Consider the following 21,698-nt stretch of genomic DNA (forward strand, 5'->3'; position numbering starts at 1 on the left):
TATCCAGAAATGCGTTGATCGGACAAAAAATGGGGCGGCACGCGATTGGGCGATTCCCCCTATTCATAGATGCTGCTCTTGTCGCCGGCAGCCAAGGACGGGTTTAGCCGAGGTACCTGTGGGATAGGGACTGGGCCTTTGTAGCCCGAGACGGGCGGAATGCTCGCCACCTTTTGCACAGTGAACTTGCGGGCTTCCACGAAGGCCGGTTCGATATGTCCATTGAACTTTGCAAGGTACTCAAAGAAAGCTTGCGTGAAGAACGAACCCTGCAGGCGCTTGCCAGGGGTGACTGGACTTTCGAAGGTGCCGCCTGCGGACGGGCCCCACGACTGCTCGCCATCGCTCGTGGCCGTGATAATCGTGTATCGGCTAAGATCCATTGGCGTGGTCTGGGTGGTACGAACGTTCTGCGTGCTACCTGCGCCATCTTCCGTAAAGCGGATACCCTTGGCCTCGTACGCTTGGCCGGTCCATGCCGCCATCGAAATGCCGGCGCGCTCAGGTACACCGCCGTTGGCCGCAAGGATGTAGCGTCTGGACTCATCCGGGATACCCCTCAGAATCTCGCCGCTGTAGCACGTATCGATGATCAGGCGGGTCTGTCTGCTCGGCGTCTGTGCTAACTCTTGCAACTTGAGGTCGGGTACCGAGCTGTCGAATACACTGATCGCAAAGTCACGGTCAGGGACCCGTGGATCCCCCGAGTCATAAGCGATGATCGACATCTTTCGCGCGTCCCGCACACGGGGAGACGGTACGGGCATGGCCCCGTGGCTGGACACATAGATGAGTACGGTATCGTTCGGTCCCACCTCGTCTTTAAAACGTTTCAGAATGGCTTCGATGTTGGCCTTGGTGGCTTGCGGGCCGAGCAGGGCTGTGGTGCGGTAGTTCGCTTTCTCCGCCTCCATTTTCACGCGTCGTGCATCGTCTTCACCCAAGATGTCGGGCACGCGCTTGTCACGGAAGGTATTGATACCAATGATCAAGGCCCGCTTAGCAGGTGGTGCGGGTCGATCGCGTACCGCCCTCGCATGGGCGGCAAGCGCCTGTCCTGCCTGAACTTCCCAGCGCTTCTCCTTGATGCTCTCCGGATAGAACGGTGAGGTCGACTTGATGCCGACAATTGATTGGACGATGAAGAATGCGCGGTCGACTTCATCCTCATCCTGGTAGTTGCCCACCAGGCGGATCCGGCCTACGCTGTCGCGTGTAACTTGCGCATTCGGCAAACCGTGCCGTTTTAGTTCATAGCGGACGGTTGCAACTAGTGGCTCGGGGACGTTGTAGCCCTGGTAGGCGTTTTGGAAGCCATGAAGCTGGCTGGCGGCACAGCCGCCAAGTAATAGCGCACCCAGGAGTACGAGGCTGCAGTGCAATGATGTCGTGCGCATGATCTTTGGGGCAGGGATGCAGCCGACGCGTGAGCGCAGCCGGGCTGCCCGAAGCAGCCCACCCCACTATCTCGAATTACAGAATCGTAACGGTCTGCGAGGCAACCGCCGCAGGCTTGCCAGCCATGCTCACCGCAAACTCGTAACGGTATTTGCTGCCACTCTTGGCTTCCGAAGGAATCGGCAGGCGCGATGTGTCAACGTTCTGGCCAGCCTCTACGGTGCGATCCTCAGCGGTTTGGCCAGGGAACGGCAAGATCGATTCCTTTCCATCATCGATCACAAAGAGCTTACGTTCTACCTTTACTGGGGCTTCGGAACCGTTCTTAGTCATCGCGATGAACGTGGTTGCCAGATCGATCTTGTCGCCGGCTTTCGCGGTGGTCGGCATGTCGATCTTGGAGACCAACGTCTTGTCGCCTTCCTTCGGGTTGTACTTGATATCCTTCTTGACCTGCTGGTACCCCTTGGTACGTTCAATCTTCGATTCCGGGATCCAGCTCGGATTCTTCTTGTAGCACGTGTCGATGGCCGTGTAGTACGCCGTGGCAAAGCCGGCGGCCGCCCCCAAGGCGCCACCTACGGCTGCGCCAATGGCGGCCTTCTTGATGCTGTCATCCTTGTTTTTGCCAAAGAGCGCTGCGCCGAGCCCGGCGACGATGCCCATGCCGGCGCCCTTGGCCGTCAGAATTGTCTGTTCCTGTGTAACGCAGGAATCAAGGTCCGCGTTAGCGGATTCCTGTGCATGGCTGAAAGGGGCGGCGAGGGGAAACAGAAGCGAGGCGGCAACAACCGTCTTAGAGAAGCGACTGCGAATGACCATGATGATGTTTAGTGTTTTTTGTGAAGAACTTTGTATTTCCCGATATTCGTCCGAGAGTGAATTTTTCTCGAAAAGTGGCACAAACATCACGTCTTAATCCATGGGAGTTGATGCCTTGGCCTTCTCGATGCTGAGCATGCTTATGCAACAGCCTCAATGACGAACTTCATCCTTAGAACGGCATCCTGTCCTTGATTTTCACCCTACGTTGGGTGGGTTTATGCAGGTTCAGGAGGGTGGTAAGCAATCTGTGGAGTGCTGTAATGTTCCACGCTGAACATTCAGTGCAAGACGGCGGTTCGGCATCTGGACCATGGAGAAGGGGGGATCTTTCCATCAGTCAAGGAAGAAGCATCCCACCTCGATAATGTGGGATGCTGCTGTTTATCGAGGCGTGCTGAAAACCTCTGCGTTTGGGCCGGGAATGTAGAGCACATCGGTGGTGCCACCGCGTCTCGTTGGCCCAGTTGCAGTGCCCCCGTTCAATTTGGCGCTCCCGGCGAGTTTCGGGACAATATCTATCCGCCAGTGCAATTGACCGACATCTTCGCAACTTTCTCTGGTTGGCCGGACTGATCCCGAGTGGTTATTCTGACCAAGCCGTGATCAATGTCGCGGCCGACATCCTTGGCATCGACCGCGCCCACTTCGATCACAGCGTCTGGCAGCACATGAGCAAGCGTGGGACGACATCTGGCATCGCCGATTCCAGTCGTGGCAGGTCCTGTGACTCTGGGGCATCGTTGCAATGAGGGGCAGACAGGCGAGCAGCCTGCCGAGGCGCGCGGGAAGGCTTGTCGCACGCCTGAACTACGGCGAGGTACGCTGGTACGGTGAAAGCGGGGGCAAGAGCGCGCCTGCCGGCTCTCGGGAAATGGCATACGGACACCGCCGTTCCTCGCGGTCGCTTCGTCAAGATGCTGAACACACGTACACCGCGTACCGAATTTCTCGTCGGCCAGGAAGTGCAATTTATCGCCTACCGCAAGTGGACCGGAGTCTGTGCCGTGCTCTTCGACGGCGAAATGTTTGCACGGCTGCCAGCGATTCGCGTCCTGGAATACGGCCTCCGAATTTTGTCGACTACCTCTCTATCGGGTAACGATTTCGGTGAGTTGCTTCGCATCTCACCAAGTAGCTTCGCAGCAACTTTCCCTGATTGCTGGAGCGCCATTGTCGAAAAGCGCAAACAAGACGTGCATCGGCGAATGGCTGCGGATCGCGTTGATCCACCTCGCGGGCTCCGACCAAAATATGCTTTATGGTCAACTTTAATGCTGGGGGGGATCAAGCATGTCGTTGCCGATCTAATCGTTGCAAATCGGCAACGTTATGGTTAAGTCGTCACCCCACGTTGCGCCACGGCATACGTACTATCACCTATTGCTGCTCTGCCGCATTTATTTTGCTACAATTAGGGAAAACCCGATGCGGGTTATCACCTAAGGAGYAAGCCATGAACACCCAATCCGATATCAAGATGACCGACCAACTGGAACGCGAACTGATCGACCGTGAACTGGGCCCCCGTAGCCCGGCCTTCATCGACGACGTGAAGAGCGCTGTTGCCGCTGTTCAGCGTGTCTTTGGCCGTCTGCAAAGCCAGGCTCGCCGCGCCAAGATCACCTACGCGAACGGCTGATCGCAGCGGTGGCAACCGTCATCAAGAATCAAGCGTGTGTTGCTGAAGTCAGTGATTTGCAGTTCGTTTGAAGCTATTTGAAGTCTGTTGTTTGCTGTTGTTTGTAGTAGCTGTCTAGTCGATAGTCTGAAGATTGTTTGCAGTCTTGGTTTGACGGCCATGCGGCTGCGGCTCGCCTTCGTGCCATTGCACGAATTGTTGCGAGCGCGGGCATCGGCATCGTCAGACCCGGCGCGGGTGCTCCGCGCGGCAAGACCGGCCAACGCGTCGCTCCACCGGAGCGCAGCGCTTTTTGGCCGGTTTTTTTATGTCCCGCGGATTCCGGCACCGAAGCTGGCTGATCTGCGCCGGGGCTCGCCACCGCGCGTTCTTGCACTGAGCCCGGCCGCGCTCGCGCTGCTCAGCCTTGGCGCCTGGCGCCATGCACGCGCGGCAGCGGCGACCTGGACGTCAGGCCTGCTCGTCGATCCACATCGATAGCCGTGCCTTGTATGCCTGCTGGATATGGCGACGCATGATCTGCTCGGCCTGCGCGGGATTGCGCTGCTCGAGCGCGTCCACCAGTGCGATGTGGTCCTGGTAGGAAACCTGTGCCCGCCCGGGCAAGGCCAGCGTGGTGCGGCCCAGCAGGGCCATCGATTCGTGCAGGGAGCGCAGGGTCTTGAGCAGGTAGCGGTTGTGCGCGCAACGGTGCAGTGTCTCGTGGAAGAGCCGGTTGTTGGCAGCGAGCTTGTCGGGGTTCTCGGCGATGGCGAGATCGCGCTGCACGATGTCGCGCAGCAGCGAGATTTCCACGTCGGTGGCGTGGCGCGCCGCCAGCGCTGCGGCAGTGCCTTCGAGCACTTCGCGCATGACGTACAACTCGCTCACCATGCTGGCGTCGAGCCGCGTCACCATCATGCCGCGGTTGGGCTCGTTGACGACCAGCCCTTCCGACTCCAGTCGCGACAACGCTTCGCGCACCGGAGTGCGCGACAGCCCGAGCGTGGCGGCCAGTTCCACCTCCCGCAGCCGCGTACCGGAGGGCAGTTGCCCGGCCTGGATGGCGTTGCGCAGGTGCTGGTAGGCCCGCTCGGCACGGGGCAGCGAATCGTCTGGGCTGGGGGCGGCGGCGTCGGCGGGGTTAGCGGGAATCATCTCGGCAGGGAAAGCGGAAGAGGCGCAGAAGAGAGTCGGAAAAGGCCCGGAAAAGGCGTGGATAAAGGCCCGGAAAAGGCCCGGAAAAGGCCCGGAAGTTACGCAGAAAAGGCGGTGACCGGCCATGGCCGGTACGGTTCGTCGTCATGAGACAGCCTGGCACGCGCGTAAACTCCCGGTTGCCGGGCCGTCGCCATGATACCTGCTCCGGTGCGCGCTACATCACGACAGGCCAATACCGGCTACCGCGTACCGCTCGCGCGCTCAGGCGCCGGAGCCGGCCGGCGAGTTGAACGGGTGGTACTGGTAAAGCCAGGTTTCCGATAAGGGTTTGCCGTCCAGCCGCAGGAACAAGCGCACGTCGACCGGATCCTTGCCTTCGGCGGTGAGGTCGAACTGGGCGCGCCAGTGCCCGGCCACGCCATTGGGCACCGCTTCCGCAAACACGTAGGAGAAGGTCCCGCGCGAGCTGCTCAGTACCGCTTCGGGCTTGGTGCCGAACGGCAGCTTATCGAGCGGGCCGCCCTTGAACTCCACCATGAACTTGCGCACGCCTTGCGGGCGCGGCTGGCCGGGCTGGCCGCCGTTGCCCAGCCGGGTGGCCACGCAGCGCGCTAGCGGGCTGGGGTAGGGCTCGTCCGCCAGCCAGTGCAGGCGGTAGCGCAGGCGGAAATCGCTGCCGGCCCTGGCGGGTGCCTTGGGCACCCACATGGCGACGATATTGTCGTGGATCTCATCGTCGGTGGGGATCTCGATCAGTTGTACGGCGCCCGCCCCCCAGCCGTCGCGCGGCTCCACCCACAGGCTGGGGCGCCGCTCGTAGTGCACGCCGTCCTGGTAGTGGTCGAAATTGCGGTCGCGCTGCAGCAGGCCGAACCCGCGCGGGTTGTCGTCGCCGAAGCTAGACGCCATGGTGCGCGGCGGATTGTTGAGCGGGCGCCAGATATGCTCGCCGGCGCCGTTCCAGATCGCCAGGCCATCGGAGTCGTGCACCTCGGGGCGCCAGTCCACGGCGGTGCCCTTGCTGGCTTCGGTAAACCAGCACATGGAGGTCAGCGGGGTCAGGCCAAGTCGTGCCACGTCCTTGCGCAGGAACAGCGCGCAGTCGATATCCATCAGTACGCCTTTGCCGCGCTGCATGGCGAAGCGGTAGGCGCCGCACACGCTGGGCCCGTCGAGCAGGGCGTATACCGTCGCGGTGTCCGCATTGCCTGACGGCGGCTCGAAGAAAAAATGCGTAAAGCCGGGGAATTCCTCCGGCTTGCCGGTCTCCGCCACGTCGATGGCGATGCCGCGCGCGGACAGGCCGTACTGGTAAAGCTCGCCAATGGCACGGAAGTACGAAGCGCCCAGGAATGCCACCCAGTCGTTCTTTTTCCAGTCCAGCTTCTTCTGGTCGCCGAGGCGGCTTTCCTGGAGCCGGAAGCCGGCAAAGCCACTGCCGCGCGGCAGCTTGCGCGCGGGACTGTCGGCCGGCATGTCGAAATACGACTCGTCATAGACGATTTCGCGCGCGGCAGGCACGCCCTTGGCGCTGTCGATCACATGCATGCGCACCGGCTGGCGAAAGAAGGTGCCGAGGTGGAAGAACGTGACCGGGAACTGGCCCGGGCCGTCCGCGAACAGGGCGTCATCGGGCTTGAAGCGGATCTTGCCGTGGGCTTCGTAGTCGATCTTGCCAAGGATTTCCGCTGGCGCCGTGGCGGGCGGGGCGTATGGCTTGCCCGCCATGGTGCGGGCACGTTCTATCAAGGTATCGAAGCTGAAGGGGCGGGCGTCGCCCAGCTTGATCCGGCCGGCAGCCAGGACGGAGGGCGTGACCCCGAGGGCCGCGAGCGCGGCGGAAGCGGTGGCGGAAACGAGCAGGCTGCGGCGATTCATCATCGAAGGCGGGTCGTCCTTGGCGCAGTGATACCGAATGGGCAGAACAATGAAAGACGCGGCAAAAAGTGGAAAGTTCGGAAAACGGTATCGGCAAGTGATCCCAGGTCATCGTCTCGTCGTGGATTCTCCGCGGTGATGCGACAAAGATGCGATGAAGTGTAGGCGGTGTGATCCGTGCGGGACGCCTGCATCGCCCGTGCACTGACGATCGCGCTTGGGCAAGCATGCGGATAGAGGTTGACTCTCGCTCTGTGGAATGTAGTATGTGATATATCAAAAGATCCATCCATCAGACAGCAGGAGACGACAGCATGAAAATCTGTATCTATGGCGCCGGCGCGATCGGGGGATACCTTGGGGTGCAGCTTGCACTGGCCGGGGCGGAGGTGAGCCTGGTGGCGCGCGGTGCGCACCTGGCAGCCATGAAGGCAGACGGATTGCGCCTGCAGATCGAAGGCGAGGAGAGGGTGGCACGGGTCCGCTGCACCAGCGACCCGGCCGAACTGGGCCCGCAGGATTACGTGTTCATCACGCTCAAGGCCCACTCGGTGCCAGGCGTGGTCGATCTGATGCAGCCCTTGCTCGGGCCCGGGACCGCGGTGGTGACCGGTGTCAACGGCATACCCTACTGGTATTTCCATCGGCACGGCGGCCCGCTGGCCGGCACGACGCTGGAGAGCGTCGATCCCGGCGCTCGCCAGTGGCGCGGGCTGGGGCCCGAACGTGCCATCGGCTGCGTCCTTTACCCAGCGGCGGAAATCGTCGAGCCCGGCGTGATCCGCCATGTCTATGGCAAGAAATTCCCGCTCGGCGAGCCGGACGGGAACAAGTCGGCGCGGGTGGCGCATCTGAGCGAAATGATGGTGGCCGCCGGCCTGGAGGCGCCCGTGCGCGACAACATTCGCGACGAGATCTGGCTCAAGCTGTGGGGCAACCTGTGCTTCAACCCGATCAGCGCGCTGACCCATGCCACGCTGGATGTCATCACGGCCGACCCCGCCACGCGCGCCTTGTCACGCGCCATGATGCTCGAAGCCCAGGGCATCGCGGAGCGTTTCGGCGTGCATTTCCGTGTCGACGTGGAGCGGCGCATCGATGGGGCGGGCGCGGTGGGCGCGCACAAGACATCGATGCTGCAGGACCTGGAAGCAGGGCGCGCCATGGAAATCGATCCGCTGCTCACGGTGGTGCAGGAAATGGGACGGCTGGTGAGTCAGCCGACACCGATGGTCGACACCGTGCTCGGCCTGATCAAGCAGCGCGAGCGCATGGCGCAGGCGGCCTGAGACGGCTTGTGTGGGATGCGCGGGAGGGCGATGGCGACCATGTGATATACCATATACTCAAAACCACCACCCAAATGTTGCCTGATCTATGCCAATTGTGCATTTTTCTATGCATTCCGCGCATGCCGGGCCGCTTTTGGTAAGCTAGGTGGCTAGCCGCCGGCTGCCCCGCGAGGCAGCCGGGGCGCTGGTATCAATTCGAGCCTATCCATGTCCGCGCAAAGCCAATCCGCTGAACAGCCCACCGGGCTGACCCTCTCTCTCCAGCCCATCAATGCTGGCGCCAGCCTGCGGGACCAGGCCTACGCGATGCTGCGACAGGCCATTTCCGATGCCGACATCTATCAGTCGGATGAAGAGATCCGGCTCGACGAGCGGGTCCTGAGCGAGGCGCTCGGCGTGAGCCGTACCCCGATCCGCGAAGCCATGACGCTGCTGGAGCAGGAGGGATTCCTGCGCACCGTGCCGCGGCGCGGCATCTACATCATGCGCAAGACGAAGCGCGAGATCGTGGAGATGATCCAGGTCTGGGCCGCGCTGGAAAGCATGGCCGCGCGGCTGGCCACGCTGCATGCCAGCGACGAGGAGATCGCCAAGCTGCGGCACATGTTCGACAGCTTCCGCGATGGCACGCCGGCCGAGCATATCGAGGAGTACTCCGACGCCAACATTGCCTTTCACCAGGCCATCGTGCAGTTGTCGAAGTCGCAGATCATCATGGACTCGATCAAGAATATCTTCGTCCATGTGCGGGCCATCCGGAAGATGACGATCTCGCAGAGCGACCGGGCCTCGCGCTCCATCGTCGATCACCTGCGCATCATCGAGGCGCTGGAAAAGCGCGACACGGAGCTGGCCGAGAAACTCGTGCGCCAGCACTCGCTCGACCTCGCGGATTACGTCGAGAAGAACTGCGACTTCCTGGACTGAGACCGGGGGGCTTGCCCCGGGCGGCCAGGCGCGCAGGGCGCCTGCCATGAACGACATGGGCGCGGGAACATCCATCGTTCCGCGCCCACGGCCTTTCGCCAGATGGCGGCGCGCTATCTGGCCAGCGCTTGCGCCATCGTCTTGCCCAGCTCGGCCGGCGAGCGCGCCACGCGGATGCCGGCGGCGCGCATGGCGTCGATCTTGGCCTGCGCCGTGCCCGTGCCTCCCGAGATGATCGCGCCCGCATGTCCCATGCGGCGCCCGGGCGGGGCGGTGGTGCCCGCGATGAACCCCACCACCGGCTTGACGCGGCCACCGCTGCGCGCATCCTGCAGGAAGCGTGCGGCTTCCTCCTCGGCCGAGCCGCCGATCTCGCCGATCATGATGATGCCCTCGGTGTCGTCGTCGGCCAGGAACATCTCCAGGCAGTCGATGAAACTCGTGCCGTTGACGGGATCGCCGCCAATGCCGATGCAGGTGCTCTGCCCCAGGCCGGCGGCGGTGGTCTGCGCGACGGCCTCGTAGGTCAGGGTGCCCGAGCGCGATACCACGCCGATCTTGCCGGCGCGGTGGATATGGCCGGGCATGATGCCGATCTTGCACTGCCCCGGCGTGATCACGCCTGGGCAGTTGGGACCGATCAGGCGGCTGCCCGAGCCCGACAGTGAGCGCTTCACGCGCACCATGTCGATCACCGGGATGCCTTCGGTGATGCAGACGATCAGCCCGATGCCTGCGTCCACCGCTTCGAGGATCGCGTCAGCCGCGAAAGGCGGCGGCACGTAGATGACCGAGGCGTCAGCGCCGGTACGGTCCACTGCGGTGGCCACGGTGTCGAACACGGGCAGCCCGAGATGCGTCTCGCCGCCCTTGCCCGGTGTCACGCCGCCAACCATGCGCGTGCCATAGGCCGCCGCCTGTTCGGAGTGGAAGCTGCCTTGCGCGCCAGTGAAGCCCTGGCAGATCACCTTGGTGTCTCGATGGATCAGGACGGCCATGTCATTTCCTCCCGTTGGCGTGGACGGCCTGTACGGCCTGGACGATTTTCTCCGCCGCGTCGGCGAGATGATCCGCCGACACGATGGGCAGGCCCGAGTCATGCAGGATGGCCTTGCCCAGTTCCACATTGGTGCCTTCGAGCCGCACCACCAGCGGCACCGTCAGGTCGATCTCGCGGGCGGCTGCCACCACGCCTTCGGCGATCACGTCGCAGCGCATGATGCCGCCGAAGATATTGACCAGGATGCCCTCGACCTTGGGGTCGTCGAGGATCAGCCGGAAGGCTGCGGTCACGCGCTCGCGCGTGGCACCCCCGCCCACGTCGAGGAAGTTGGCCGGCTCGCCGCCATAGAGCTTGATGATGTCCATGGTGGCCATGGCCAGCCCGGCGCCGTTGACCATGCAGCCGATATTGCCGTCGAGCTTGACGTAGTTCAGCTCGTGGCGCGCAGCCGCGGCTTCGGCCGGGTCCTCCTCGGTCTCGTCGCGCAGCGCCTCGATATCGGGGTGGCGGTAGAGCGCGTTGTCGTCGAAGTTGAACTTGGCGTCGAGCGCGATCACGTCGCCAGCACGTGTGACCACCAGCGGGTTGATCTCCACCACCGAGGCATCGAGTTCGACGAAGGCGCGGTAGGCCGCCAGGATGAAGCGCGAGGCCGCGCTCACCTGCTTGCCGGACAGGCCCAGGCCAAACGCCAGGCGGCGGGCATGGAAGGGCTGGATGCCGGCGGCCGGATCGATCGCCACCTTGAGGATCCTCTCGGGCGTGCGCTCGGCCACTTCCTCGATCTCCATGCCACCCTCGGTGGAGGCCATCACCGTCACGCGGGATGTGGCGCGGTCGATCAGCATGCCCAGGTACAGCGCGCGGGCGATTTCGCAGCCTTCTTCTACATACAGGCGGCGCACCTCGCGCCCGGCTTCGCCGGTCTGCCTGGTGACCAGCACGGCGCCGAGCATCTGCCCGGCCTGCGCCCGCACCGCGTCGACCGACTTGACCACGCGCACGCCGCCCTTGCCGCCGGGATCGTTGCGGAAGTGGCCGGCACCGCGCCCGCCAGCGTGGATCTGGGATTTCACTACCCAGACCGAGCCGCCGAGCTTGCGCGCGGCGCTGGCGGCTTCCTCCGGGGTAAAGGCAACCGCTCCGCGCGGCACGGCCACGTCGAACCGCCGCAGCAGTTCCTTGGCCTGATATTCGTGGATGTTCACAGGTCTCCTCGCTCTGGTTGGGGCGCGAACCGGCGCGGCGCGAGATTGGCTCGCGACGCGATCGCGCTGTGAAATATGGTATGTAATATATCAAAGAGAAACAAGGAAAAGCCTGTCGATGGCGACAACCAACCGGGCGGCAAAACTGGCGGGCCGCGGCTCGTGAGAAACCGGAATCAATCCACGTAGATTCAGCAATTCAGTTCATTTGTGCGCTATTGCCGTCCAAATGCTGCGGCGCGTCGTCGAAATCGAAGGTGTGTCCACCAAATTTCTCTTGAGCTTCGTTGATATATCACATACCGTATGTCATCAAGATCCGACGAAAAGGATCGAGCGCATCGCAGGCCGGGAGCACAACGCCCGGCCAGGCAGAGGCAGCAAGGCGGTAACAGGCGAGAGGGTGTCGTGACAGGGCGCAGCCGGCAGGCGTCCCGCGTCACAGCCAGTCGCATTCAAGTCAACGAGGAGACCAAGACATGTCTGCAGTCGTATCCACGCGGCCCGAGACCACCACGGCCGAAGACACCCTGAAGCAGAAGACCCGCGACGCCGGCGTGATTTCCGGCGGTCACCTGGTGGCGCGGGCACTGAAGAACGAAGGCGTCGACACGATCTTCACCTTGTGCGGCGGCCACATCATCGATATCTATGACGGCTGCGTGGACGAAGGCATCCGCATCATCGACGTGCGCCACGAACAGGTGGCCGCGCATGCCGCCGACGGCTATGCGCGCCAGACCGGCAAGCTGGGCTGCGTGGTGACTACCGCGGGCCCGGGCTGCACCAACGCCGTAACCGGCGTGGCCACGGCGTTCCGCTCGGAGAGCCCGATCATCCATATCGGCGGGCAGGGCGCCTTGTCGCAGCACAAGATGGGCTCGCTGCAAGACTTGCCCCATGTGGACATGATGGCGCCGATCACCAAGTTCGCCGCCTCCATCCCGAGCACGGAGCGCGTGGCGGACATGATCTCCATGGCCGCGCGCGAATGCTTCAACGGCGCGCCGGGGCCGGCCTACCTGGAAATCCCGCGCGACGTGCTGGACCGTGAAGTCGACCTGGCGCGCGCCGTGATCCCGCGGCCGGGCCACTATCGCGCCTCCACGAAGTCGATCGGCGACCCAAGGGACATCGAGCGGCTGGCCGACATCCTGGTGAACGCGGAGCGTCCTGCGATCCTCTACGGCCAGCAGGTCTGGACCGCGCGCGGCCACGAGGAAGCGATCGCGCTGCTCAAGGGCCTGGATATCCCCGGCTATTTCAACGGCGCCAGCCGGGGCCTGCTGCCACCGGGCGATCCGCACCACTTCGACCGCACGCGCACGCAGGCTTTCGCCAATGCGGACGTGCTCATCATCGTGGGCACGCCGTTCGACTTCCGCATGGGCTACGGCAAGCGCATCAGCCGCGAGCTGACGCTGGTGCAGATCGACATGGACTACCGCACGGTGGGCAAGAACCGAGAGATCGACCTCGGCCTGGTGGGCGACCCCGGCGCCATCCTCGGCGCAGTGCTGCAGGCCGCCAGCGGGCGCATCAAGAACGACAAGCGCCAGGCTCGCCAGAAATGGATGGGCCAGCTGACCGAAGCCGAGGCCGTGGCTACCGAGAAGCTGATGCCGCTGTTCCGCTCGGAGAACTCGCCGATCCATCCCTATCGCGTGGCCTATGAACTGAACGAGTTCCTGTCCGACGACACTGTCTATATCGGTGACGGTGGCGACGTGGTGACCATCTCCGCGCAGGCAGTGCGCCCGCGCCGGCCCGGCCAGTGGATGGATCCCGGCGCGCTCGGTTCGCTCGGCGTGGGCACCGGATTCGCCATCGCCGCGGGGCTGGCCAACCCCAGCAAGGAGATCCTCTGCTTCTACGGCGATGGCTCCTTCGGCATGACTGCATTCGACATGGAGACCGCCAACCGCTTCGGTGTGCCCTACCTGGCGGTGATCGGCAACAACTCGGCGATGAACCAGATCCGCTACGGCCAGCTGGCCAAGTACGGCGAAGAGCGCGGCAACGTGGGCAACCTGCTGTCGGACGTGCCGTTCTCGAAGTTCGCCGAGATGCTGGGCGGCTACGGCGAGGAAGTGCGGGAGGCCAGCGCCATTGCAGGCGCGCTGCAACGCGGGCGCGAGGCGGTGCAGCGCACCGGCAAGTCCGCCGTGATCAATATCTGGGTGGACCCGCGCGAGTACGCGCCGGGCACCAAGAACCAGACCATGTACAAGTAACCAGGCGGCGAGGAGACAATGATGGACAAGGCACTGGACGGTGTGCGGATCCTGGACATGACGCATGTGCAGGCCGGCCCTTCGGCCACCCAGCTGATGGCGTGGCTGGGGGCCGATGTGATCAAGGTGGAGTTGCCCGGGCGCGGCGACATCACGCGCAGCCAGCTGCGCGATGTGCCCAATGCGGACAGCTTGTACTTCACCATGCTCAATTCCAACAAGCGCAGCCTGACGCTGAATATGAAGACGCCGGAAGGCAAGGCGTTGCTGGAGGACCTGGTGCAGCGCTGCGACGTGCTGGTGGAAAATTTCGGCCCCGGCGTGCTGGACCGCGCGGGCTTCGACTGGGACCGCCTGCAGACGCTCAACCCGCGCCTGATCTACGCTTCGATCAAGGGCTTCGGGCCGGGGCCATACGCTGACTGCAAGGCCTACGAGAACGTGGCGCAATGCATGGGCGGTTCGGCCAGCACCACCGGCGCCGCGGAAGGCGCGCCGACGGTGACCGGTGCCCAGATCGGCGATTCCGGCACCGGCATCCACTGCGTGGTCGGCATCCTGGCGGCATTGCTGCAGCGCGAGCATTCGGGGCGCGGCCAGCGCGTGGAAGTGGCGATGCAGGATTCGGTGCTCAACCTGTGCCGGGTCAAGCTGCGCGACCAGCAGCGCCTGGCCGCCGGGCCGATGCGCGAGTATCCAAACCAGGAGTTCGGTGACTTCGTGCCGCGCGCGGGCAATGCGTCGGGTGGCGGGCAGCCGGGCGCGGCCTTGCGTTGCGCGCCGGGCGGCGCCAACGATTACGTCTACGTGATCGTGCAGCCGCAAGGCTGGGAGCCGCTGATGCGCCTGTGCGGCCGCGAAGATCTCATCACGCACGCGCAGTTCGCCACGCCGGAGGCCCGCCTCAAATGCCTGGACGAATGCTTCTCCATCATCGAGAAATGGACGCGCACGCGTACCAAGTTCGAAGTGATGGACGCGCTCAATGAGCTCGACGTGCCGTGCGGGCCGATCCTTTCGATGAAGGATCTGATCGAGGACAAGTCGATGTACGAGCGCGGCTACCTGGTCGAGCTGGACCACCCGGAGCGCGGCCAGTACGTGCAGCTCGGCTGCCCCATCACGCTGTCGGCCTCGCCCGTCACGGTGGAGCGCTCGCCCTTGCTGGGCGAGCACACCGAGGAGATCCTCGACTGGCTGGGCCGCACGCCCACGCAGATCGAAGCCCTGCGCGCAGCCGGCGCGGTCTGAGCAGACGAGTCTCGGTTACTTCCCCGCAGTAGATCCGCAAGCCGCCCGCCCTCGCGTCGACCGCGAGGGCGCGGGGCGGTGCATCCCGATGCAAACCATGAACAGTTGGAGACCTGACATGGCACACGACAAAGACGCGGTGCGGAAGATTCTCGCCGCTGTGAAACAAGAGGGGCGTGACGCATTGACGGCGCCTGAAGGCAAGCTGGTGTGCGACGCCTATGGCATTGCCGTGCCCGGCGAAGGCGTGGCGAAGACACCCACCGGCGCGGTGGAGCTGGCGGCGAAGATGGGCTATCCGGTGGTGCTGAAGATCGTCTCGCCGGACATCCTGCACAAGACCGAGGCGGGCGGCGTGCTGGTCGGCCTGAAGGATGCCGCCGAAGTCGAGAACGGCTACCTGCGCATTGTCGAGAACGCGCACAAGTACAACGCGCAGGCCAATATCGTGGGCGTACAGGTGCAGCAGATGATCACCGGCGGGCAGGAGGTCATCATCGGCGCCGTCACCGATCCTTCCTTCGGCAAGCTGGTGGCCTTCGGCCTGGGCGGCGTGCTGGTGGAGGTGCTCAAGGACATCACCTTCCGCCTGGCGCCGGCCAGCGAGGAAGAAGCGTTGTCGATGCTTGACGGCATCGCCGCGGCCGAGGTGCTCAGAGGCGTGCGCGGCGCCGAGCCGGCCAACCGCGAGGCGCTGGCCGGCATGATCCGGCGTGTGTCCGAGCTGGTGAACGATTTCCCCGAGATCGCCGAACTCGACCTCAACCCGGTGTTCGCCAGCAAGGACGGCGCCATCGCCGCCGACGTGCGCATCGTGGTCGATTTCGCGCCGCAGCCGCAACGCTACCGGCCGGGCCAGGACGAGATCGTGCAGCAGATGAACCGGATCATGCGGCCCGATGCCGTGGCGGTGATCGGTGCCTCCGCCGAGGACGGCAAGATTGGCAACTCGGTGATGAAGAACCTGATCAACGGCGGCTACCAGGGCAAGATCTACCCGATCCATCCCAAGGGCGGCGAGATCATGGGCATGACCGCCTACAAGAGCGTGCTCGATGTGCCGGGCGAGGTGGACGTGGCGGTGTTCGCCATTCCCGCCAAGCTGGTGGCAGGCGCGCTTGAGGAAGTGGGCCGCAAGCAGATCCCCGGCGCGGTGCTGATTCCGTCCGGCTTTGCCGAGACCGGCAACGTGGACGGCCAGGAAGAGATCGTGGCCATTGCGCGCAAGCACGGCATCCGCCTGATGGGGCCCAATATCTACGGCTTCTACTACACGCCGAAGAATCTCTGCGCGACCTTCTGCACGCCATACGACGTCAAGGGCAAGGCGGCGCTGTCGTCGCAGTCGGGCGGCATCGGCATGGCCATCATCGGCTTCTCGCGCTCGGCCAAGATGGGCGTGTCCGCCATCGTCGGACTGGGCAACAAGTCCGATATCGACGAAGACGACCTGCTGACCTTCTTCGAGCAGGACGAGCACACCGAGATCATCGCCCAGCATTGCGAGGACCTGAAGGACGGCCGCGCCTTCGCCGAGGCCGCGCGCCGGGTCTCGAGGAAAAAGCCGGTGGTGGTGCTCAAGGCCGGGCGCACCAGCCTGGGCGCGCGCGCCGCCAGCTCGCACACCGGCGCCCTGGCCGGCAACGACAAGATCTACGAGGACGTGTTCAAGCAGTGCGGCGTGATTCGCGCCCGCTCGCTGCGCGATCTGCTGGAGTACGCGCGCGGCATTCCCAAGCTGCCCGTGCCCAAGGGCGAGAACGTGGTGATCATCACGGGCGCCGGCGGCTCCGGCGTGCTGTTGTCGGATGCCTGCGTGGACAACAACTTGTCCCTGATGACCATGCCGGACGACCTCGACGCGGCGTTCCGCAAGTTCATCCCGCCGTTCGGCGCGGCCGGCAACCCGGTCGACATCACCGGCGGCGAGCCGCCTTCCACCTACAAGAACACGCTGCGCCTGGGCATGGAAGACCCGCGCATCCACGCCATCATCCTCGGCTACTGGCACACCATCATCACGCCGCCGATGGTGTTCGCCAAGCTGGTGGTGGAGGTGAAGCAAGAGATGGCGGCGCGCGGCATCGAGAAGCCCATCGTGGCCTCGCTGGCCGGCGACGTGCAGGTGGAGGAGGCCGCAGAGTACCTGTACGAACACGGCGTGCCAGCCTATGCCTACTCGACCGAGATCCCCGTTGCGGTGCTGGGCGCCAAATACAAGTGGGCGCGCGGGGCGGGGAAGATCTGAATCATCGACCCAGGGGAGAGGGGCGCGCGCCGAGCGGGCCCTGACGACGACAACGCGGCACAAAGGCGGGCAGCGGCGGGGAGCCGCGCCCGCCGGAGGAGTTTTCCGTGCAGACTTGGATCCGCTTCCAGACAGGCGATGGCGAGACCGGCTTCGGACGCATCGAGGGCGATCGCGTGGCCGAATACGATGGCCCCGGCTTTGCGAACCCGCGCCCCACCGGCGCCATGCTGGCGCGCGAAGGCCTGCGCCTGCTCAGCCCGTGCGAGCCGGGCAAGGTGGTGGCGCTGTGGAACAACTTCCACGCATTGGCGCGCAAGCTGGACAAGCCCGTGCCAGGGCACCCGCTGTTCCTGATCAAGCCGGCAAGTTCGCTGGCCGGTCCTGGCGACGCCATCCTGCGGCCGCGCAGCTACGCGGGCAAGATCGTGTACGAAGGCGAACTCGGCATCGTGATCGGCCGGCGCTGCCGCAACGTGGCGCCGGAAGAGGCCGCGACGCATATCTTCGGCTATACCGTGGTCAACGATGTCACCGCGGCGGAGCTGATCGGCGCAGACCCGAATTTCCCGCAGTGGTGCCGCGCCAAGGGTTTCGATACCTTTGGCTGCATCGGCCCGGCCATCGTCACGGAACTGGACTGGCGCGCGGCGCGCGTGATCACGCGGCTGGACGGGGCGGAGCGGCAGAACTATCCGCTTTCCGACCTGGTCTTCTCGCCGGAGCAGCAGGTCAGCCTGATTTCGCAGGACCTTACGCTCATGCCCGGCGACGTGATTGCCTGCGGCACCTCGCTCGGCGTAGGTTCGATGAAGGACGGGGCCGTGGTCGAGGTCAGCATCGACGGCATCGGCGCGCTGGTCAACCACATGCGCGGCTAGGCCGGTGGCCCGCCGGGCCGCGGCGTGGCTGTGCGCGCGCCCGGCTCCGGCATGCCTACAGTGGCAGGCTCATCAGCAGTGTCAGCGCGGAAGTATCGCGCAGGCCTGCCCGCGCGGGCAGGCGGCGCAGCCTGGCCAGCACCGTGCCGCATGCCTCGCCGAGGTGGTTGGTGACGTTCAGGCGCGCCAGCACGCGCGTGGCCAGGCGCAGCGTGACGGGCACTTGCCGGCGGCAGAACGCCACTTTGCGCACATAGCCGTCCACCTCCCACAGCCACGTGGTATTGGCGGGGAAATAGGCAATGTCGCCAGGCTGCAGCATATGGACGCGCCCGCCCGGGCTGGTCACCTTGACCTTGCCCTCCAGGATCAGCACGGTTTCCTCCCAGCCGTAGTGCCACTGAAAGGCGCCGCCGGTGCATTCCCAGAGGCTGGTGCTGGCCATGCCGTCGATCGAGCGCGAGTGCGTGGCGGCACGCGACTGCGGCTCGCCGGCACGGATCCAGGCGGCCTCGATGGGGCAGGTCTGCAGCGGCAGGTCGCGCGTACTGGCGAAGGCGCCTTCGCGGCGTTCCGCGAGCGTGGCAGGCGCACCGCTTCCGCGTACCGAATGCGAGGGCTCCATGGCCGCCTCCCATTGTTTCGACAGGTAGGTCGACATTAGCGGGCCACGCACGCAGGCTAAGTGCGCCAGCGCACTATCGGAGCGATTCGGGGGGGCGGTGCCAGGGGGGAGCGAAGCGCCGGCGGGCGGCGCTTCGCGGTGGCCCGGCTCAGTTGGCCTGGCTCGCCATGGCGCGCAGGTAGTCGCATTTCTTGTCGAAGATCAGCCGGCTGAGGAATTCGGCATCGTAGGCCTTGAGCAGGTGCGCATGGTATTGCTCGATATAGCGCGCAATGCGGCTTTGCTCGCATTCGATGCCGCACAGCCAGGCGAACATCTCGCGGTCCCAGCGAAAGCGCAGGCCCAGTTCGGTGAAGGCTGCGTTGTAGGCGGCTAGCTGTCGCTCGTCGAGCGTACTGTCGACCGCGCGGGGCGCGATGGCGGCGTCGGCATGGATGGCGGCGGGGGCTGCGGACTGGATCTGGTTCATGATCGGACTCCTTCGGGCGCTTTGCAGGGGTTGGCCTGAGTCGAAGCTTAGGGTTGTCGATCAATTAACGATAATTAAAGTTAGATCATGAAATCATAATGAATCGTTTATGGATTCGGGATCGATCCGCGCGTCTGTCCACTACGGCTGACGCTGTGGCCTGATCAGCTTCTCCACGCCGGTGATGCGCTGGATCAGGCTGGCGCCTTCTTCCATCAGGAAATGCTTGAAGGCGAGCGCGACCGGCGGCAGGCGCTTGTTCTTGCGGTGTACCACGTACCAGTTGAGCATCACCGGGAAGCCTTCGATATCGAGCACGGCCAGGTTGCCGGTCTGCAGTTCGAGCCCGACGGTGTGGGCGGACAGGAAGGCGATGCCCATGTTCGCGATCACGGCCTGCTTGATGGTTTCGGTGCTCTTGATCTCCATGGCGATGCGCAGGTTGGACAGGCGCCCGGCAAAGCCTTCCTGCATGGAGTTCCAGGTGTCCGAGCCCTTCTCGCGTGCGACGAAGGCCTCGTCGGCCAGTGCCGCCAGCGGGATGTTGCGCTCGCTCACCAGTCGGTGGTTGGGCGCGGCGACGATCACGTAGGGATGGGGCGCGAACGGTTCGCTGATGGTATCCATGCCCTCGGGCGGCCTCACCATCACGGCAAGGTCGGTGAGGTTGCCGGCAAGCTGGTGCAGCAATTCTTCGCGGTTGTGCACCGCAAGATTCAGCGTGACGCCGTCATGGCGCTGCATGAACTGCGCAAGCAGGCGGGGGAAGAAATAGTCGCCTGCGCTGATGACGGCGACGTTGAGCCGTCCGCCGGAGATGCCCTTGAGTTGCGACATGGCATCTTCCGCTTCGCGGAATTGCTGCATGATGCTGCGGCTGTAATTCAGCATCTCGATGCCGGCTGGCGTGAGATAGATCTTCTTGCCCAGCTGCTCGAACAGCGGCAGGCCGACATGCCCCTCCAGCTGCCGCACTTGCGTGGATACGGCGGGCTGGGTCAGGTGCAGCTCCTCGGCGGCGCGCGAGAAGCTCAGGTGCCGGGCAACCGTCTCGAAAACCTTCAGCTGGCGCAGCGTCGCGTTCTTCATGCACTGTTCCGCCCGATGTATAAGGGATCGTTAATGATAATAATAAAAAACTTTATGCTGTGTCGAACTTAGTTTGACCTAGCATCAGTCCACGGATGCACGTGCCGCAATGTCAGGCGCGCTCAATCAGTAGTGACCAAGGGCTCCCCCTAGCAGAGAAGCCTTCCCTTCGCGCCGCAGAGCGCGACAGCACTATGCAGGAGACACGACATGACGCACGACACGACGGCGGCCTCCGCCCACGGCCGCTCCGGCTGGCTTCGCAATCGCTGGTTCCAGTTGGCGATCGGCGTGGTCTGCATGGGGCTGGTGGCCAATCTCCAGTATGGCTGGACACTCTTTGTCGGGCCGATGAACGCCAAGCATCATTGGGGTGAGTCGGCGATCCAGATAGCATTCTCCATTTTCATCGTGACGGAAACCTGGCTGGTCCCGCTGGAAGGCTGGCTGGTCGACAAGCTGGGACCGCGCCCGGTGGTGGCTTGCGGCGCGGTGTGCGCGGGACTGGCATGGGTCATCAATGCCTATGCCACCAGCCTGCCGCAGCTTTACCTGGCGGCAGTGATCGCGGGCATCGGCGCGGGCGGGGTCTACGGCACCTGCGTGGGCAACGCGCTCAAGTGGTTCCCGGACAAGCGCGGCCTTGCCGCCGGCCTGACCGCGGCCGGCTTCGGGGCGGGCTCCGCGCTCACGGTGATTCCCATCGCCAACATGATCCAGCGCTCGGGCTACGAGCATGCCTTCATCACGTTCGGGATCCTGCAGGGTGTCTGCATCCTGCTGATGGCCTTGCTCCTGGTCAAGCCGCGCCCGCCAGCAGGCGCCGTGGCGGCCAGGGCGGTGCTGACCAACCCGATCGAGTTCACGCCGGGGCGCATGGTCAGGACGCCGGTGTTCTGGGTCATCTATGCCTCGTTCGTGGCGGTGGCCGCGGGCGGCATCATGGCCACCGCGCAACTGGGTCCCATCGCGCGCGATTTCGGTTTCGCCTCGATGCCCGTGACGATGCTGGGCTTCACGCTGCCGCTGCTGACCATGACGCTGTCGATCGACAACCTCTGCAACGGGCTGACCCGGCCGCTGTGCGGCTTTATCTCCGATCGGATCGGGCGGGAGAACACCATGTTCTTCATTTTCATCGGCGAGGGGCTGTCGCTGCTCGGGCTGATGCAGTTCGGCCATAACCCGTACTGGTTCATGACGTTCGCCGCGCTGACCTTCCTGTTCTGGGGCGAGATCTTCTCGATCTTCCCGGCGCTGTGCGCCGATACCTTCGGCAGCAAGTTCGCGGCGGCCAATGCCGGCACGCTCTACACCGCAAAGGGCACGGCAGCGATGCTGGTGCCGCTGGCCTCGGTGCTGTCGGCGCGCGGCGGATGGGATGCCGTCTTCACGGTGGCTGCGCTCGTGACCATTGCCGCGGGGCTGTCCGCCAAATTCATACTCGCGCCGATGCGCAGGCGCTTTATCACGGGTCATGCTGGCGATACGGTGCCGGTGGGCGCCGACAGCGCGGCCTGTCTCGCGGGGTTGTCGCCCCGCAAGAGCGAGTAGGGCGCCGTTTCCGGAGAATCGCTGACGCACCAGCCCG

Annotated in this window: 18 protein-coding genes; 9 read left to right on the forward strand and 9 right to left on the reverse strand. The window is 64.3% G+C overall.

What is annotated here, in order from left to right; translation table 11 throughout:
- Positions 1 to 59 precede the first annotated feature (59 nt).
- Positions 60 to 1,397: a caspase family protein gene (locus AC1DK4_RS15745; protein ID WP_441621416.1), complete on the reverse strand. Its 1,338-nt coding sequence runs from the start codon at positions 1,395 to 1,397 to the stop codon at positions 60 to 62.
- Between the two features lie 76 nt (positions 1,398 to 1,473).
- Positions 1,474 to 2,307 carry a hypothetical protein gene (locus AC1DK4_RS15750; RefSeq protein ID WP_477131629.1) on the reverse strand — a complete coding sequence of 278 codons (834 nt, stop codon included), beginning with the start codon at positions 2,305 to 2,307 and terminating at the stop codon, positions 1,474 to 1,476.
- A gap of 830 nt (positions 2,308 to 3,137) precedes the next feature.
- Here AC1DK4_RS15750 and AC1DK4_RS15755 point away from each other — a divergent pair.
- Both AC1DK4_RS15755 and AC1DK4_RS15760 read left to right on the forward strand, forming a co-directional pair.
- Positions 3,138 to 3,560 (forward strand): hypothetical protein, encoded by a 423-nt coding sequence (locus AC1DK4_RS15755; RefSeq protein ID WP_441643492.1) that lies wholly within the window; start codon positions 3,138 to 3,140, stop codon positions 3,558 to 3,560.
- Between the two features lie 116 nt (positions 3,561 to 3,676).
- Positions 3,677 to 3,862: a hypothetical protein gene (locus AC1DK4_RS15760; protein ID WP_441621410.1), complete on the forward strand. Its 186-nt coding sequence runs from the start codon at positions 3,677 to 3,679 to the stop codon at positions 3,860 to 3,862.
- Positions 3,863 to 4,312: 450 nt separating this feature from the next.
- Here the strand turns inward: AC1DK4_RS15760 and AC1DK4_RS15765 are convergent, their stop codons facing one another.
- Together AC1DK4_RS15765 and AC1DK4_RS15770 are read right to left on the reverse strand one after the other, a co-directional pair.
- A complete protein-coding gene (locus AC1DK4_RS15765; RefSeq protein WP_441621408.1) occupies positions 4,313 to 4,999 on the reverse strand; it encodes a GntR family transcriptional regulator in 687 nt (228 codons plus the stop codon).
- 264 nt (positions 5,000 to 5,263) lie between these two features.
- A complete protein-coding gene (locus AC1DK4_RS15770) occupies positions 5,264 to 6,883 on the reverse strand; it encodes an OpgD/OpgG family glucan biosynthesis protein (RefSeq protein WP_441621406.1) in 1,620 nt (539 codons plus the stop codon).
- A gap of 311 nt (positions 6,884 to 7,194) precedes the next feature.
- Here AC1DK4_RS15770 and AC1DK4_RS15775 point away from each other — a divergent pair, with 311 nt between their 5' ends.
- Positions 7,195 to 8,169, forward strand: a complete 975-nt coding sequence (locus tag AC1DK4_RS15775) for a 2-dehydropantoate 2-reductase (protein ID WP_441621404.1) — start codon at positions 7,195 to 7,197, stop codon at positions 8,167 to 8,169.
- A 210-nt stretch (positions 8,170 to 8,379) separates the two neighbouring features.
- The gene (locus tag AC1DK4_RS15780; protein WP_441643491.1) at positions 8,380 to 9,099 is read left to right on the forward strand and encodes a GntR family transcriptional regulator; all 720 of its coding nucleotides are present in this window, start codon (positions 8,380 to 8,382) and stop codon (positions 9,097 to 9,099) included.
- 113 nt (positions 9,100 to 9,212) lie between these two features.
- Here the strand turns inward: AC1DK4_RS15780 and sucD are convergent, their stop codons facing one another.
- Positions 9,213 to 10,097, reverse strand: coding sequence for a succinate--CoA ligase subunit alpha (gene sucD / locus AC1DK4_RS15785; protein ID WP_441621400.1), 885 nt, complete (start codon positions 10,095 to 10,097; stop codon positions 9,213 to 9,215).
- Position 10,098: 1 nt separating this feature from the next.
- Positions 10,099 to 11,310 (reverse strand): ADP-forming succinate--CoA ligase subunit beta, encoded by a 1,212-nt coding sequence (sucC, locus tag AC1DK4_RS15790; RefSeq protein ID WP_441621398.1) that lies wholly within the window; start codon positions 11,308 to 11,310, stop codon positions 10,099 to 10,101.
- A gap of 479 nt (positions 11,311 to 11,789) precedes the next feature.
- Between sucC and AC1DK4_RS15795 the strand changes: the two genes are divergently transcribed.
- The 4 genes from AC1DK4_RS15795 to AC1DK4_RS15810 all read left to right on the forward strand — a co-directional run bounded on the left by AC1DK4_RS15795 (position 11,790) and on the right by AC1DK4_RS15810 (position 17,924).
- The gene (locus AC1DK4_RS15795; protein WP_441621396.1) at positions 11,790 to 13,544 is read left to right on the forward strand and encodes a thiamine pyrophosphate-binding protein; all 1,755 of its coding nucleotides are present in this window, start codon (positions 11,790 to 11,792) and stop codon (positions 13,542 to 13,544) included.
- Between the two features lie 18 nt (positions 13,545 to 13,562).
- On the forward strand, positions 13,563 to 14,795 hold the full coding sequence (gene frc / locus AC1DK4_RS15800) for a formyl-CoA transferase (protein ID WP_441621394.1): 1,233 nt from the start codon (positions 13,563 to 13,565) through the stop codon (positions 14,793 to 14,795).
- A gap of 118 nt (positions 14,796 to 14,913) precedes the next feature.
- Positions 14,914 to 17,043, forward strand: a complete 2,130-nt coding sequence (locus AC1DK4_RS15805; protein ID WP_441621392.1) for an acetate--CoA ligase family protein — start codon at positions 14,914 to 14,916, stop codon at positions 17,041 to 17,043.
- A gap of 107 nt (positions 17,044 to 17,150) precedes the next feature.
- Positions 17,151 to 17,924, forward strand: a complete 774-nt coding sequence (locus AC1DK4_RS15810; RefSeq protein ID WP_441621390.1) for a fumarylacetoacetate hydrolase family protein — start codon at positions 17,151 to 17,153, stop codon at positions 17,922 to 17,924.
- Positions 17,925 to 17,979: 55 nt separating this feature from the next.
- Here AC1DK4_RS15810 and AC1DK4_RS15815 read toward each other — a convergent pair whose 3' ends face one another.
- From AC1DK4_RS15815 to AC1DK4_RS15825, 3 genes are all read right to left on the reverse strand, one after another.
- The gene (locus tag AC1DK4_RS15815) at positions 17,980 to 18,549 is read right to left on the reverse strand and encodes a cupin domain-containing protein (RefSeq protein ID WP_441621388.1); all 570 of its coding nucleotides are present in this window, start codon (positions 18,547 to 18,549) and stop codon (positions 17,980 to 17,982) included.
- A 148-nt stretch (positions 18,550 to 18,697) separates the two neighbouring features.
- Positions 18,698 to 19,018, reverse strand: coding sequence for an HAD family hydrolase (locus AC1DK4_RS15820; protein WP_441621386.1), 321 nt, complete (start codon positions 19,016 to 19,018; stop codon positions 18,698 to 18,700).
- Positions 19,019 to 19,159: 141 nt separating this feature from the next.
- Positions 19,160 to 20,107, reverse strand: coding sequence for a LysR family transcriptional regulator (locus AC1DK4_RS15825; protein ID WP_441621384.1), 948 nt, complete (start codon positions 20,105 to 20,107; stop codon positions 19,160 to 19,162).
- A 210-nt stretch (positions 20,108 to 20,317) separates the two neighbouring features.
- Here AC1DK4_RS15825 and oxlT point away from each other — a divergent pair, with 210 nt between their 5' ends.
- Positions 20,318 to 21,661, forward strand: a complete 1,344-nt coding sequence (oxlT, locus tag AC1DK4_RS15830; RefSeq protein ID WP_441621382.1) for an oxalate/formate MFS antiporter — start codon at positions 20,318 to 20,320, stop codon at positions 21,659 to 21,661.
- Positions 21,662 to 21,698: the final 37 nt, after the last annotated feature.

This window comes from Cupriavidus sp. 05N38, from assembly GCF_056397345.1.

Excerpts from the sequence above, each read along its gene's own strand:
- AC1DK4_RS15745 (WP_441621416.1), bottom strand. The coding sequence starts at position 1,397 with ATGCGCACGACATCATTGCACTGCAGCCTCGTACTCCTGGGTGCGCTA.
- AC1DK4_RS15750 (WP_477131629.1), bottom strand. The coding sequence starts at position 2,307 with ATGTTTGTGCCACTTTTCGAGAAAAATTCACTCTCGGACGAATATCGG.
- AC1DK4_RS15755 (WP_441643492.1), top strand. The coding sequence starts at position 3,138 with ATGCTGAACACACGTACACCGCGTACCGAATTTCTCGTCGGCCAGGAA.
- AC1DK4_RS15760 (WP_441621410.1), top strand. The coding sequence starts at position 3,677 with ATGAACACCCAATCCGATATCAAGATGACCGACCAACTGGAACGCGAA.
- AC1DK4_RS15765 (WP_441621408.1), bottom strand. The coding sequence starts at position 4,999 with ATGATTCCCGCTAACCCCGCCGACGCCGCCGCCCCCAGCCCAGACGAT.
- AC1DK4_RS15770 (WP_441621406.1), bottom strand. The coding sequence starts at position 6,883 with ATGATGAATCGCCGCAGCCTGCTCGTTTCCGCCACCGCTTCCGCCGCG.
- AC1DK4_RS15775 (WP_441621404.1), top strand. The coding sequence starts at position 7,195 with ATGAAAATCTGTATCTATGGCGCCGGCGCGATCGGGGGATACCTTGGG.
- AC1DK4_RS15780 (WP_441643491.1), top strand. The coding sequence starts at position 8,380 with ATGTCCGCGCAAAGCCAATCCGCTGAACAGCCCACCGGGCTGACCCTC.
- sucD (WP_441621400.1), bottom strand. The coding sequence starts at position 10,097 with ATGGCCGTCCTGATCCATCGAGACACCAAGGTGATCTGCCAGGGCTTC.
- AC1DK4_RS15795 (WP_441621396.1), top strand. The coding sequence starts at position 11,790 with ATGTCTGCAGTCGTATCCACGCGGCCCGAGACCACCACGGCCGAAGAC.
- frc (WP_441621394.1), top strand. The coding sequence starts at position 13,563 with ATGATGGACAAGGCACTGGACGGTGTGCGGATCCTGGACATGACGCAT.
- AC1DK4_RS15805 (WP_441621392.1), top strand. The coding sequence starts at position 14,914 with ATGGCACACGACAAAGACGCGGTGCGGAAGATTCTCGCCGCTGTGAAA.
- AC1DK4_RS15815 (WP_441621388.1), bottom strand. The coding sequence starts at position 18,549 with ATGGAGCCCTCGCATTCGGTACGCGGAAGCGGTGCGCCTGCCACGCTC.
- AC1DK4_RS15820 (WP_441621386.1), bottom strand. The coding sequence starts at position 19,018 with ATGAACCAGATCCAGTCCGCAGCCCCCGCCGCCATCCATGCCGACGCC.
- AC1DK4_RS15825 (WP_441621384.1), bottom strand. The coding sequence starts at position 20,107 with ATGAAGAACGCGACGCTGCGCCAGCTGAAGGTTTTCGAGACGGTTGCC.
- oxlT (WP_441621382.1), top strand. The coding sequence starts at position 20,318 with ATGACGCACGACACGACGGCGGCCTCCGCCCACGGCCGCTCCGGCTGG.